The organism is Tsukamurella sp. PLM1 (assembly GCF_023168325.1).
Classification (GTDB): Bacteria; Actinomycetota; Actinomycetes; order Mycobacteriales; family Mycobacteriaceae; genus Tsukamurella.
The window spans coordinates 4197971-4211310 of the sequence record NZ_AP025688.1; the positions used below are offsets into that span (position 1 = coordinate 4197971).

Consider the following 13340-nt stretch of genomic DNA (forward strand, 5'->3'; position numbering starts at 1 on the left):
CGGGAGCCGCCGATGAGGCGGCTCACCGCCGCTTGCGCGTGGTCGCCCAGATGATCGTGGCGAGGGCGAGCAGGGGCAGGCCGATGGCGATGGACGTGGAGAGCGCGGACCGCAGGTGCAGGGCCTCGATCACCACGGAGTACGCGGCGCCGGCCGCCATCTGGATGAAGAAGAACAACCCCGCGCCCACGCCCTGCGCCTGCAGGTCCAGCTCCAGCAATCCGTTCTGCGCGAACGGGATCGCAGCACCGACGCCGAGGAAACCGATCGCGAGCGGGACGACCACGACTGCGGCCGTGGGCGCGCCGGCCGCTGCGAGTGCCACCAGCGCGACCGCGCCGACCGCCGAGCCCGCGGCGCCGAGCCGCACGGCGGTGCGCGCGGACGCCGACCGCCGGATCAGCATGCTCCCCGCGATGTACCCCAGGGCCGGGACGATCAACAGCAGCCCGTACTGGATCTCGGTGGCCCCGTACAGGCCCTGCAGGATGAAGGCGGACTGCTCGATGAACAGGAAGTAGCCCATCCACGCCAGTGAGATCACCACCGCATGGCGATGGAACCCGCGGCGCGACAAGGCCTCCGCGATGCCACGGCCCACCGCTCGCGGTGTGGGCGGCACCGGCACCGCCGGCCTGGCACGCGGCACCAACTGCAGGAACGCCAGGGCGAGAACGACTCCCACTGCGGCGAGCCCCACGAACAGCCCGCGCCACGGCGCCACCTGCACCAGCGCCGAACCCAGGAACGGCGACAGTGCGGGCGTCGCGGCGATCACGATCGACAGCGAGGTCAGCAGGTGCATCCGGGCGTCCGCCGGGTACCTCCGCTGGATCACCAAGCGGCACAGCACCGTCGCAGACGTACCGCCGACTGCCTGCACGAACCGCGCCGCCCCGAGCACGGCGACGTTCGGCGCCGACGCCGCCACCAGCCCGCCCAGGGCGAACAGGAGCAGGCCCAGCGCCTGCAGTGTCCGGGCGTCGAACCGGTCCGCCAGCACGCCGGCCGCGAACATCGACACCGCGTACCCGGCCATGTAGCACGACAGCGTGAGCTGCACCGCAGCCACGCTCGTGTGCAGGTCCAGGGCCATCTGCGGCGTCGATGGATTGAGCAGGCTCAGGCCCAGCTGCGGCGCTGTCACCGCGACCAGCAGCATCACCGTGGTCCACCGGCCGGGTTCGCGCACCGTCGCAGCCTCCCGCGGCTCCGCGACCGCGCTCGTCTCAGCCACCGGACACCGCCACCGGAGCCGCCGGGACCGGCACGGGCACGGGTCCCACCTGCTCGGCGATCGACCGCGCCACCGCGCGGGCCCGCCGGCGGATCTTGGCGATGCTGCTGATGTAGTACAGGTCGCCGGAGGCGATCTCGCCGAGCGCGTACAGCCCCGGCACCGACGCGCCGTCGCGCCCGATGATCGCGTTGTCATCGACGTTCACGCGCAGCCCGCCGTACGGGTTGCGCCGCGCCGTCCCGGCGTAGACGAGCGAGGACACCAGGCTCGCCGCCGCCCCCGACGGGGCGCCTGCGGGGGTGCGAGTCGCGTTCACCACGTACTCGACCGCCTCGTCGCCGACGGCACTGCTGACCACCAGCCCGGTCGCCGACGGTGCCACGTCCCGGACGCCGTGCCGCACGGTCAGCGCACCGTCGACCACCATGTCCCCGAGCACCTGAGCGCTCCGCGCGGGCAGCGGGTTCGCCAGCGCCTGGAACGGCACGTGCGCGGTCGCGACCATCGCGGACCGGGCGGATCGGGTCATCGCCGACCACAGGTCGTTCGCGTAGTACTGGGCCACGCAGATCACGAGGCGCTGCACCTCGGGCGCGATCGACGCAGGTCGGCCGGAGAAGCCGGCGAGCCGCGCGCCGGCCGGCTCGGAGATCGCCCGGAACGCGGCGCGGACCTCGGACCGCCGCAGCCCCTCGCCCACCGCCAGGTAGTCGACGATGTTCGTGACGTCCTCCCACTCGAGGCCGCCGTGCTTGAGCCGCACCCGGCGGATGAGGGCGCCAACGTCGGGGTCGAAGTCCATCGGCTCGAGGTCGCTGCGCACGTCGGGCAGCACGCCCTGCCTCGAGGCCATGAGCAGCCGCCCCGCCCAGTTCCGGGCGCGCACGGCCAGGGCCACGTCGATGGCGCTCAGGCCGGTGCCGATGACCGCGGCCGTGTTTCCGGCGAGGACGCTCGGCAGCCATCCGTCCACGGGATACGGGTCCTGGGTGTAGCGTTCGGTCCCCTCGAGTCGGTACGGGTCGGCCGGCGGACTCGAGCCGAGTGCGAGCACGACGACGTCGTGCCGGTGGGTCTCGGGCGCGTGCCCCGGGCGCTGCACCACGAGCCGCCAGACGTCGCCTTCGCGCGCCGCGTCGGTGACCCGGCCGGTGATCCTGGTGAGCGAGTCACCGAAGTCGAGCGCCCGGGCCTGGGTGGATTGGCGCAGGTACCGGCCGTACGCCCAGCGCGGCACGAAACTGTGCCCGCCGTCGACGAGGAGCTCCGGCTCGTTCATCCGGCACCAATCGACGAACTCGTCGGGCTCCTCCGCGGAGATGGACATCGCGAACGCCTGCCGGTTGAGCAGCGCGGAATCGGACTCCTCCGCATACGCCCGGCCCGGTCCGATGACCCGGTCGGCGTAGACGGAGACGGACAGATCGTCGCTCACCGGAAGCTGCCGCAGCAGGCTCACGGCCGCGGCACCCCTCCGACGATCCCGACTGACACCACGACATCTCTCCCTCGCTCGTTACTTACGCGTAACGATGGTCGCGAAGCGTTGCACCGCGGGGCAATGGTGGATACGTCACATCGGACAAGGCTGGACATGACCGGTAATTTCGTATATACGCCTAACGAACTGCGCCGCCCCGTTCACCAGTGGGAATGCCGCGTACGCGGCATCGGCTGCGGATCCGGCCCCTCGGCGGGCGGGGGCTGTACCAGGTGCACCACCTGTAGCACGTGGAACTGCTCCTGGTGCACCACCGCGAGGCCGCCGTAGTCGAGCGACACCTGCATATCGGTGCCCATGAACTGGAACTGCCGGAACGTCCACCAGAGGTTCCCGTTCTCCTGGCGAAAGTCGTCGTCCGCGCGATCCGCGTCCGCGAGCACCCAAGCGGCGGTGCAGTTGTCCGCGGCCCACGAGGCCCACTGGTTGACGCCCCGCTCCTTGTCCCACAGGCGCCCCTCGGTGCGCCGATCTCCGTCGTTCCCCATGTCCTTCACGCCGCGGAACTCGTTCGGGAGACCGTCGAACACGATCTGCAACGACGGCCACGCCCAGCTCGGCTGCACCTGGAAGAACACGCAGTCGCCCGGCCGCGCGTGGTCGTGGATGTACCGCGCCGCGTAGCTGAAATCGCTCCCCCGGGCTTCGACAGCGGGCTGTGCTGCCACAGGTACCCCGGGATCGCAGCCACGACGAGCACCGTCAGGACCGCCGCTCCCGCCACCCGGGGGCGCGGCAGGAGCCGCGCCACCGTCGACACCGCGGCCGCGAGCACCAGGACCAGGCCCGGAACGGTGAAGCTCACGTACCGCCCCACGTACGAGGGCACGATTGGCGAGACCAGCAGGATCACCACGAGCGGGACCAGTGCCCCGGCCAGGCCCCACCGCACGGCCTCCGGGTTCGACGGTGCGCCGCGCCACCACAGCAGCGCGGCCGCGGCGAGCACGATCCAGGCCGCCGCAGCGAACAGGTAGGAGTGGTCGAACCACTGGTCCACCAGCACGTTCTGGAAGATCCGCCAGCCCGGCCAGCGCAGCCACGACACCTGATCGCGCTGCGTGGCGGCGAGGATCGCGACGGGGCCGGCGAGGGCGATCGCCGCGGCGGACGAGATCCCGACGCGGCGCAACTGCGCGCGCCGGCAGCCGGCGGCGCTCCCCGCGACCACGGCCGCTACCGCGAAGGCCAGGGTCGCGGAGTAGAGGAACAGCACCGTCGCGAGGAACAGGGCGCCCCCGTACCCGACCCACGGGCGGCGGCCGGCGCCGTCGCCGGACATGACGGCGCGATGCGCGGCGATCAGGACCAGCGCCGCGCTCGCGATCACCCAGGAGTAGGAGCGGGCCTCGACGCCGGACCACGTGAGCCGCGGCAGGATCAGCGCGATCACGCCCGCGACCAGGGCGAAGTTCTCGCCCCCGAGGCGACGGGCGAGCGCGTGGCACGCCGCGACCGCGACACCGGCCCCGAGCGCGGAGAAGGCCCGCAGAGCGCCCGCGTCGAGCCCGAACACGAGGGAGAACGTGCGCACCGCCCAGTAGTAGAGGCCGTGCACGGCGTCGATGTTCGTCAGCAGGTGCCAGAGCTCGCCCGGGGAGCGGTCGATCGCCGAGACGGTGGCCAGCTCGTCGAACCAGACGGACGGCCGCCCGCCGTGCCACAGCGACAGGAGGAATCCGGCGATCCCGAAGACCCAGGGCACGAGCAGAGTCGGCCGCGGCCAGTGCCCGGTCCGGACCCGGCGCACCTGCGGCCGAGTTGCCAGGGCCATCACATCAGCTTGAAGATCACCGTGCGCTGGACGATGAAGTTGACGACCGTCGCGGTGCCCTGGGCGATCACGAAGGCGAAGAGGCGATTGAGGTAGCTGCCGAGGCCGTCCTCGGGCGGCGGGAACAGCGTGTAGAACGCCATGTACAGGCCCAGCTGGACGCCGTACATCGTGATGTAGAGGGCCCACACCGCGATCAGCCGTTTGGTGGACGGCTCGGCCCGGAAGGTCCACCGGCGGTTGAGCAGGTACGCGGTGGTGGTGCCGAGAATGAAGCCGATGGTCTTGGCCAGTGCCTCGTCAACTCCGAAGGCCTTGGTGAGGACCAGCAGGGTTCCGAAGTCCACAACCGCCGAGAAGCCGCCGGTCAGCACGAACCGGATCAGCTGCGTCTTGAGATCGAGGTGTTCCCGATCTGCGGCTTCGGAGGTGGTCACGAGGTCACAGCGTACTTGAGAGATCGTTCGTCATTCGAATACGTCGTCATCGTCCGCGGCAGCGGCCTCGCGGCGGCGCTCGGTCCGGGCGGCCAGGAGAGCGGCGCCGCCGACGACGCCGGCGCCCACCAGCCCCCGACCGCGGCGCCCACGAGCGTGCTCGGGTCGCGGTCGAGTTGGAGCGCGCACCACACCGCGAGGTACGGGATCAGGAGCGCCGCCATCACGGCTTTGCGCTTCGGGGTCAGGAAGGCACGGGTGATGGACGCGAGCGGCACGTTGTGCCTGCTGCAATACCGGTAGGCGGCGAGCTGCGTCGCGAGCAGCAGCAGGAGCACGGCCATCGCGGTGATCCGGGCGCCCTCCGCCGCCGCGATCAGGGAGGCCACGAGCGCAGCGGGCCCGGCCCAGTAGTAGCCCACCGACATCGCCCGGTAGTACTCCTCGCGGTTCCGCTCGTCGCCCCAGGCGGGGTCCGACGGGGCGAGAATGAAGTCCTCGACGCGACTCTCAGCCGACATGATCGTCCTCCTTCAGGGGAAACAGCTCTTCGACGGTGGATTCCAGTGCCCGCGCCACCTTCAGCGCGAGGTACACACTGGGCGCGTAGTCGCCCTTCTCGACCGACACCACCGTCTGCCGACTCACGCCGACGGCGGCGGCCAGCTCGGCCTGGGTGATGCGCCGGGCGCGTCGCCGCGCCCGGACCGGGTTCTCGTCCTCCACGTCGTCAAGTCAAGCATTCTTGACATTTAACGTCAAGAATACTTGTCTTTCGCCGGTTCTACAGTCGGCGTCGCCCGATTTGGTCTCATTCCTGCCCGATTACGGGCAGATAATTGACACGGCACCGTCGGGACCGGAAGATCGAGGGCGTGCCGGACAGCGAGCTCGTGGATCACATCGCGCGGACCACGGGGCTCTCCGCCACCGAGGCCGTGCGTGTCATCGACGACGTCACGGCCTACTACCGGGAGCCGGTCGAGGACTTCGTCCGTCGCCGCCACCGCGATCTGCAGGGACGCGGCGCGCGCAACGCGGAGATATTCGCGACGCTCGCCGACGAGTTGCGCAGCCGGCTCGTCGCCGCCCCCGACCTCACCGAGCGGCAGCTGCGCCGCCTCATCTACAGCTAGGAGCACCACCGGAGCATGTGCGGAATCGTCGGATACATCGGTGGCCAGACAGCCGTGGACATCCTCGTCGACGGGCTCACCCAGCTCGAGTACCGCGGGTACGACTCGGCGGGTATCGCCGTCCTCGGACCGTCCGGCGCCAAGCGCGTGCGCAGCGTGGGCCGTGTGCGCGACCTGGAGGCCGCGCTGCCCAAGCGCCTCGCCGGTAAGACCGGCATCGGCCACACCCGGTGGGCCACGCACGGCGCACCGTCGGAGGAGAACGCCCACCCGCACACCGATTCCGCCGAGCGGATCTTCGTGGTGCACAACGGCATCATCGACAACGCCCGCGACCTGCGCCTCGAGCTCGAGGCCGACGGCGTGGAGCTCACCTCCGACACCGACACCGAGGCCGTCTCGCACCTCATCGCCCGGACCGGCGCCGAGACCCTCGAGGACGCGGTGCGCCAGACCCTGCACCGGCTGAGCGGCACCTACGCCCTCGCCGTGATCGACACCGAGCACCCGGACCGGATCGTGGTGGCCCGCAACGGCTCGCCCTTGATCCTGGGCGTCGGCGACAAGGAGATGTTCGTCGCCTCGGACATCTCGGCCGTGGTCCGGCACACCAGCCAGGTCGTGCACCTCGACGACGGCGAGTGCGCCACCGTGACCGCCTCCGGCTTCCGCATGTTCAGCGCCGACGACAACCGCGCCGTCGCCAAGTCCGCCACCACCGTGGACATCTCGCCCGACGAGCTGGAGCTGGGCAACCACAGCCACTTCATGCTCAAGGAGATCGCCGAGCAGCCGTCCTCGCTGGAGCGCATGCTGTCCGGGCGCCTCGACGAGCGCTTCGCCACGGCCCGCCTCGACGGCCTGAACCTCGACGCGCAGGCGATGCGCCGGTTCAAGCGCGTCAAGATCCTCGGCTGCGGCAGCGCGTACTACATGGGCCAGCTGGGCGCCTCGCTGATCGAGGAGCTCGCCCGGATCCCCGCCGATGCGGAGCCCGCCAGCGAATTCCGTTACCGCAACCCGATCGTCGAGCCGGACACCCTCTACGTCGCGGTCAGCCAGTCCGGCGAGACCGCCGACACCGCGTTCGCCGTACAGGAGGTCAAGCGCAAGGGCGGCACCATCGTCGGCCTGGTGAACGTGGTCGGCTCGACCATCGCGCGGGAGGTCTCCGGCGGCATCTACCTGCACGCCGGCCCCGAGGTCTCCGTCGCCTCGACCAAGGCCAACACGCATATGGCCGTCGGGTTCGCGCTGCTCGCGCTCGCGCTGGGCCGCGTACGCGACCTCTCCATCACCGACGGTACGCGGATCGTCAAGGGCCTCAAGGCTCTCCCGGCACAGATCGAGCAGATCATCAGCGCGCCCGACGAGGTGGAGAAGGCGGCCAAGCTGCTCGCCGAGGCACCGAGCCTGTTCTTCATCGGCCGCGTGCGCGGCTATCCGACCGCCCGCGAGGGGGCGCAGAAGTTCAAGGAGATCAGCTACCGGCACGCGGAGGCCTACCAGGCGTCCGAGCTCAAGCACGGCCCGCTCGCCCTGATCAGCCCGGAGCTTCCCACCGTCGCGATCGTCCCCGACGACGAGCTGCTGGACCGCAACGTGGGTGCACTGCACGAGATCTCGGCCCGCGGCGGCGACATCGTGGCGATCACCAACCCCGGCGTCGAGCTGCCCGAGGCGAAGGTCACGCTGACCGTCCCGAAGAACGAGCCCGAGCTGGACCCGATCCTGCTCATGATCCCGACGCAGCTACTCGCCTACTACGCGGCGCTGAGCCTGGGCCTGAACATCGACCGGCCCCGCAACCTGGCGAAGTCGGTCACCGTCGAGTAGTCACTCCCGCTTGGGACCCACCCACACCTGCTGGGCATTGACGAACTCGTGGATGCCGGCGCGGCCGAGTTCGCGGCCGTAGCCGGAGCGCTTGATGCCGCCGCTGGGCAGGCGCGGGTCGGTCTTGACGATGCCGTTCACGCTGACCTGCCCGGCCTCGAGCTCCCGCGCCATCGCCTCGCCGCGCGCGGCGTCGGTCCAGACGCTCGCGGCGAGGCCGTACGGCGTGGCGTTCGCCAGATCGACGGCGTGCTCAGCGTCGACGGCCGTCATCACGGCGGCGACGGGTCCGAACGTCTCCTCCACACACGCCGCCATGCCCGGCCGCACGCCGGTGAGCAGGGTAGGCGGGTAGAAGAACCCGGGCCGGTCGGGGATCTCGCCGCCGAGCAGGCACGTCGCGCCGGCCGCAACGGTGTCCGTGACCTGACGGTGCAGGTTGTCGCGGAGGTCCGCGCGGGCGATCGGGCCCACCTGCGTGGTCTCGTCGCGCGGATCACCCATCCGCAGCGCGGCGAACCGGGCTCGCAGCGCCTCGACGAACGCGTCGTGCACGGGCCGCTCCACGATGATCCGCTTCGCGGCGATGCACGACTGGCCGGCGTTGATGATGCGGGACAGCGCCAGCACCTCGGCCGCCGCCTCGATGTCGGCGTCCGCCAACACGATCGCCGGATCGGACCCGCCGAGCTCGAGGACGGCGGGCTTGATCTCCGACGCCGCGATCGCGGCCACGGCGGCGCCGGCGCGGTCCGAACCGGTGAACGAGACCGCGCGGATCCGGCGGTCGCGGATCACGGACTCCACGTCGGGCGTGGTCACCGGGAGGGAGGAGAAGACACCGTCGGGGGCCCCGACCGTGCGGAAAGCACCCGCGATGGCGGCGGCGCACCCGGGACGTGCGGGTCGTGCTTCATCACGCAGGTGTTCCCGGCCATCAGCGCCGGCGCGCAGAACCGGAACGCCAACCAGAACGGCGCGTTCCACGGCAGCACGCCGAGCACCGGGCCCAACGGGAGGTACTGCACGTAGCTGAGCGTCGCGTCGGACTCGACCACGTCCGGGCTCAGGTAGTCGGCACCGTGTTCCGCGTAGTGCTCCGCAGCCCACGCGGCCTTCACCACCTCGCCCCGGGCCTCGGTGATGGGCTTGCCCATCTCCTCGGTCATCATCATCGCGTAATCGTCGACACCGCGGCGCAACTCGGCGCCCACCGCGCGCAACAGCCGCGCCCGGGCCTCGAAGCCGGCGTCGCGCCACTCCGGGAACGCCGATTCGGCGCGGGCGAGCACGGCCTCCACCTCCGTCGGTCCCGCCGCCGGCATCGATCGCACCTCGTTCCCCGTCGCCGGGTCGGTCGCGGTCAGCATCGCCGTCATGATTCCACCTCCGTATCCGTCGTTTCCCGTTGCGCGACACCGCCGTCGTGGACGGTGAAGTCCTCCCCGAGGGTGAAGAACGACTCGCAGCCGTCCTCCGTGATCCGGATCGTGTCCGAGATGCCCACGGTCTTGTCGCCGTCCACGCCCCACATCCACGGGATCACGTGGAACGTCATCCCCGGCTCCAGCGCCGTGAAGTCGCCGGGATTGAGGCTGAGGATGTAGCCCTCGTCCCACGACGGTGGGAAGGCGATGCCGATCGAGTATCCCGACCTCGTGACCAGGCGGGCACCCACCGTGTTGTCCGAAATGATGCGCCGCACCAGCGAGTCCGCGTCGGAGACCGTCATCCCCGGGCGCATCAACGACTTCAACTCGGACAGGGCCAGTTTCATGCGTTCCTGCGCCTCGCGCATCGTCGTGGACAGCTCCCCGTTCACCACCGTGCGCATCAGTGCCGCGTGGTAGCGGCGGTAGCAGCCGCCCACTTCGAGGAACACGTGCTCGCCGGGTTCGATGGTGCGGCCCTCCCAGGTGGCGTGGCCGATCATCGACCGCGGCCCCGACGCGACGTACGGCATGACCGCCGGGAACTCCCCACCGGCTCTGAACATCGCCGCGCTGATCGCCGCCGCCACATCGTTCTCGGTGTTGCCCGGGACCGCCGCCTCGAGACCCGCGGCCATCCCCGCCTCCGCCGCCCGTGCCGCCTTGCGCATCACCTCGATCTCGACCGCCGATTTCGTCGCCCGCCCGGCCTCGACGATCCCGAAGCAGTCCATCAGCACGCCCTGCTGGAACGACGTGTGCACCCGGTCCTGCTGGTAGGCGGGGAAGAAGTAGCTGTTGCGCTCGTAGCCCACCCGGCGCGTCCCGAGGCCGCCCTCCTTGAGCGTGAGCACCAGCTCCTGGATCGCGTCGCCGGTGTCCGGGTACGGACGGGTGCGCTCGACCCAGGTGCGGGCGATCACGTTGGACTCCTCCATCGCACGCGTGATCATCACCGGCTCGTCGTCCAGCGGCACCACCAGCGCCTGGAAGAACGAGTAGCCGGTGGTCTGGTAGTCCGTGAGGTACATCAGGTTCTCGGGATCGGTGATCACCACCGCGTCCAGCCCGCGCCGCTCCATCCGCTCGCGGAGCTCCCCCAGGCGGCGCTCGTACTCGGTGGTGGGGAACGTCATGTCGTCGCGCGCCCTCATCGCGCCACCTCCGTGATCGCTCCCTCCAGGATGTCCAGGCCGGCCGCGAGATCGTCGGCGGGGATCGTGAGCGGCGGAATCAGTTTCAGCACCCGGCCGCCGCTGCCGCACGGCCCGACCAGCAGGCCCGCGTCGAAGCACGCCGACTGCACCGCCTTGGCGAAGGCACCGTCGCCGGTGTCGAGCGCCTGCATCATGCCCTTGCCCCGCACCTCCCAGTCCCGGTCCGGGTGCGCCGCCGCGATGCTCGCGAGCCGTGCGCGCATCGTCTCACCGTGTTCGGCGACCGCGTCCATCAGCGTCGAATCGGTGAAGTAGTCGAGTGCGACGGTGCCCGCGACCATCGACAGTCCCTGGCCGCGGAACGTGCCGGTGTGCGCGCCGGGCGACCAGTGCGCGTCGACCGCGGGCTTGTTGAGGTTCATCGCGATCGGGGTGCCGTACCCACCGAGCCCCTTCGCCAGGGTGATCACGTCGGGGTCGAGGCCGTAGCCGTCGAAGCTGAAATAGCTTCCCGTGCGCCCGCACCCGGCCTGGATGTCGTCGATGATGAACAGCGCGCCGGTCTCCCGGGCCAGGTCCTGCACCGCGTGCAGCCAGTCCGCGCTCGCCACGTTCACGCCGCCCTCGGCCTGCACCGACTCCACCAGGAACGCGGCCGGTGGGGTGAGCCCACTCGACGGGTCCGCCAGCGCCGCCGCGTAGTCCGACAGCGCGGTCTTCCCGCCCGGCGCGGTCTCGAACGGCAGCCGCACCACGTCCCGCAGCGGCACGCCGGCCCACTGCCGGAAGGCCTCGTTGGCAGTGGCGGCCAGCGCGCCGAGCGTCATGCCGTGGAATCCGTGGCTGAACGCCACCACCTCGCGGCGCCCCGTGGCCAGGCGCGCCAGCTTCAGCGCCGCCTCCACCGCGTTGGTGCCGGTGGGCCCGGTGAACTGCATCCGGTGGTCCATGCCGCGCGGCTCGAGGATCACCTCCCGGAACCGGGTGATGAAGTCGCGCTTGGTGGTCGTGTAGGTGTCCAGGCTGTGGGCGATGCCGTCGGCTTCGAGGAAGTCGATCATCGCCCGCTTCATCTTCGGGTTGTTGTGCCCGAAGTTGAGAACGCCCGCGCCGGCGAAGAAGTCGATGTAGCTCTTGCCGTCCTCATCCACCTGCCGTGCCCCCGACGCGGAGGCGAACACGGTGGGGAACGCACGGCAGTAGCCGCGGACTTCCGATTCCCAGTTCTCGAACGGTGCAGTGGCTGACGACGTCATGCGCTGGATTCCTCTCGTTCCGTGCTGTTCTCGATTGCGGTCAGGGCGGCTCCGGCGCCCCCGCCAGGCCCAGCAGCAGGCGCGCAGCCGGATCGAGCAGGGCATCGTCGAAGTCGTAGTCGGGGCTGTGCAGCGGCGCGCACGTGCCCGAGCCGAGCAGCGCGAAGGCGCCCGGCACCTGCTGCAGGTAGTAGCTGAAGTCCTCGGAGGCGAGCACCGGCGTCCGCACCGCGGGCTCCGTCCAGGCCGACCCCAGCACCGTCGAAAGGCGTTCCCGCAGCTCGGCCGCCGGGCCGGGGTGGTTGACGGTGGCGCCGTACCGCGGCACGGTCCGGACGTGCGCGTGCACGCCGTGTGCCGACGCGGTGGCGCCCGCGATCTCCTCGATCAGGGCGAAGACCCGGGCGCGGGCGGCATCGTCGGCGGCACGGACGCTGCCGCCGAGCGCGGCCCGCTCGGGGGTCACCGTCGGCGCGCTGTCGGCGTGCAGCGAGGTCACCGCGACCACCACCGCCTCCTGCGGCGCGGTGCGGCGGGCAACGATCTGTTGCAGCGCAACGGTCACCGCCGCCGCCGCGAGCACCGGATCGCGCGTGGCCTCGGGCTGCGATGCGTGGCCGCCCCGCCCGCGGAGCTCCACCTCGAACACACCGTTCGCGGACATGACGGCACCGTCGGGGCAGAGCGCGCGGCCCAGCGGCAGGCCGGGCCAGTTGTGCCACCCGAACACGACGTCCACGCCGTCGAAGGCACCGTCGTCGATCATCCCGCGGGCGCCGTGCCCGCCCTCCTCGGCCGGCTGGAACAACAGCGTGACGGGGCCGGGCAGGTCGGATTCGTGGGCCTGCAGCCACCGCGCCACTGCGAGCAGCGTCGCGGTGTGCCCGTCGTGCCCGCACGCGTGCATCACGCCGTCGGCCCGTGAGGCGTACGGCAGGCCCGTGACCTCGGTGATCGGCATCGCGTCGAGATCCGCACGCAGCGCCACGTGCCGCCCGGAGGCGCCCTCGGCGAGCAGCCCGACGGTGCCGGTGCCCGCGCAGGCGCGCCAGCCGATGCCGATCGCGTCGAGTTCGGCGCGGACGACCGCAGCAGTGGAGTGCTCCGCCCAACCCAACTCGGGGCGGCGATGAAGTTGGTGTCGGAGTTCTCTGGCCCGGGCAACGGTTTCGACCCACGGAGCGTTCATCGGACCTCCTCGGATCGGTGTCCGTTTCGGCCACCTTCAACGTACCGCGATCGACCGAATAGCGGAGCGAACATCAACCGAACGGCGGATGTGTCGGGGCGCGCCGCTGCTTAGGTTCGAGAAATATGGGACAGGAATCGGGCGGCGGCGCCGACGCGCGGCTCCGGGCGGCGCTGCCGCCCGAGCTGTATCGCGTGCTGCACCTGCGCGTGGTGCAGCGGCGCACCGTCGAGGAGACGGCCGCGCTGCTGCGGATCACGCCGCAGGCCGTGCGCCTGCGCCAGCACCATGCGATGCGGATCCTCCGCGAGGAGCTGGCGGTGGCCTGAGTCGTTCACGACCGCAACCACCACGTCACAGTTCAGCCTGGTCTCAGGTGCCGAG

13 protein-coding genes and 1 pseudogene are annotated in these 13340 nt (G+C 71.0%); 3 read left to right on the top strand and 11 right to left on the bottom strand.

The features are described from left to right. Nucleotides 1-22: 22 nt before the first annotated feature. The 7 genes from MTP03_RS21610 to MTP03_RS21640 all read right to left on the bottom strand — a co-directional run bounded on the left by MTP03_RS21610 (nucleotide 23) and on the right by MTP03_RS21640 (nucleotide 5678). Nucleotides 23-1237 (bottom strand): MFS transporter, encoded by a 1215-nt coding sequence (locus MTP03_RS21610; RefSeq protein ID WP_248489907.1) that lies wholly within the window; start codon nucleotides 1235-1237, stop codon nucleotides 23-25. Continuing rightward, the gene (locus MTP03_RS21615; RefSeq protein WP_248489908.1) at nucleotides 1230-2699 is read right to left on the bottom strand and encodes an FAD/NAD(P)-binding protein; all 1470 of its coding nucleotides are present in this window, start codon (nucleotides 2697-2699) and stop codon (nucleotides 1230-1232) included. Before MTP03_RS21615 ends, MTP03_RS21610 begins: the two co-directional genes overlap by 8 nt. 182 nt (nucleotides 2700-2881) lie before the next feature. Further along, the gene (locus MTP03_RS21620; RefSeq protein WP_248489909.1) at nucleotides 2882-3271 is read right to left on the bottom strand and encodes a hypothetical protein; all 390 of its coding nucleotides are present in this window, start codon (nucleotides 3269-3271) and stop codon (nucleotides 2882-2884) included. Continuing rightward, complete coding sequence (locus MTP03_RS21625; RefSeq protein WP_248489910.1) at nucleotides 3235-4515, bottom strand: hypothetical protein; 1281 nt, start codon at nucleotides 4513-4515, stop codon at nucleotides 3235-3237. Before MTP03_RS21625 ends, MTP03_RS21620 begins: the two co-directional genes overlap by 37 nt. Beyond that, nucleotides 4515-4952: a GtrA family protein gene (locus MTP03_RS21630; RefSeq protein ID WP_305852774.1), complete on the bottom strand. Its 438-nt coding sequence runs from the start codon at nucleotides 4950-4952 to the stop codon at nucleotides 4515-4517. The genes MTP03_RS21625 and MTP03_RS21630 overlap by 1 nt, the downstream gene beginning before the upstream one ends. Then, the gene (locus MTP03_RS21635; RefSeq protein WP_248489911.1) at nucleotides 4949-5473 is read right to left on the bottom strand and encodes a hypothetical protein; all 525 of its coding nucleotides are present in this window, start codon (nucleotides 5471-5473) and stop codon (nucleotides 4949-4951) included. Before MTP03_RS21635 ends, MTP03_RS21630 begins: the two co-directional genes overlap by 4 nt. After that, nucleotides 5463-5678, bottom strand: coding sequence for a helix-turn-helix transcriptional regulator (locus MTP03_RS21640; RefSeq protein ID WP_248489912.1), 216 nt, complete (start codon nucleotides 5676-5678; stop codon nucleotides 5463-5465). The genes MTP03_RS21635 and MTP03_RS21640 overlap by 11 nt, the downstream gene beginning before the upstream one ends. 149 nt (nucleotides 5679-5827) lie before the next feature. Here MTP03_RS21640 and MTP03_RS21645 point away from each other — a divergent pair, with 149 nt between their 5' ends. Both MTP03_RS21645 and glmS read left to right on the top strand, forming a co-directional pair. Further along, nucleotides 5828-6088, top strand: a complete 261-nt coding sequence (locus MTP03_RS21645) for a hypothetical protein (RefSeq protein ID WP_248489913.1) — start codon at nucleotides 5828-5830, stop codon at nucleotides 6086-6088. A 15-nt stretch (nucleotides 6089-6103) separates the two neighbouring features. Beyond that, nucleotides 6104-7924 (top strand): glutamine--fructose-6-phosphate transaminase (isomerizing), encoded by a 1821-nt coding sequence (glmS, locus tag MTP03_RS21650; RefSeq protein WP_248489914.1) that lies wholly within the window; start codon nucleotides 6104-6106, stop codon nucleotides 7922-7924. On the opposite strand, the pseudogene MTP03_RS21655 reads toward glmS, so the two are convergent. From MTP03_RS21655 to doeB2, 4 genes and pseudogenes are all read right to left on the bottom strand, one after another. After that, a pseudogene (locus tag MTP03_RS21655) lies at nucleotides 7925-9303 on the bottom strand (NAD-dependent succinate-semialdehyde dehydrogenase). After that, nucleotides 9300-10508, bottom strand: a complete 1209-nt coding sequence (gene doeA / locus MTP03_RS21665) for an ectoine hydrolase (RefSeq protein WP_248489916.1) — start codon at nucleotides 10506-10508, stop codon at nucleotides 9300-9302. The pseudogene MTP03_RS21655 and the gene doeA overlap by 4 nt, the downstream one beginning before the upstream one ends. Next, nucleotides 10505-11767, bottom strand: coding sequence for an aspartate aminotransferase family protein (locus MTP03_RS21670; RefSeq protein ID WP_248489917.1), 1263 nt, complete (start codon nucleotides 11765-11767; stop codon nucleotides 10505-10507). Before MTP03_RS21670 ends, doeA begins: the two co-directional genes overlap by 4 nt. Nucleotides 11768-11807: 40 nt before the next feature. Continuing rightward, nucleotides 11808-12956, bottom strand: a complete 1149-nt coding sequence (doeB2, locus tag MTP03_RS21675) for a N(2)-acetyl-L-2,4-diaminobutanoate deacetylase DoeB2 (protein ID WP_248489918.1) — start codon at nucleotides 12954-12956, stop codon at nucleotides 11808-11810. A gap of 125 nt (nucleotides 12957-13081) precedes the next feature. Here doeB2 and MTP03_RS21680 point away from each other — a divergent pair, with 125 nt between their 5' ends. Beyond that, complete coding sequence (locus tag MTP03_RS21680) at nucleotides 13082-13285, top strand: sigma factor-like helix-turn-helix DNA-binding protein (RefSeq protein ID WP_248489919.1); 204 nt, start codon at nucleotides 13082-13084, stop codon at nucleotides 13283-13285. Nucleotides 13286-13340 lie beyond the last annotated feature (55 nt).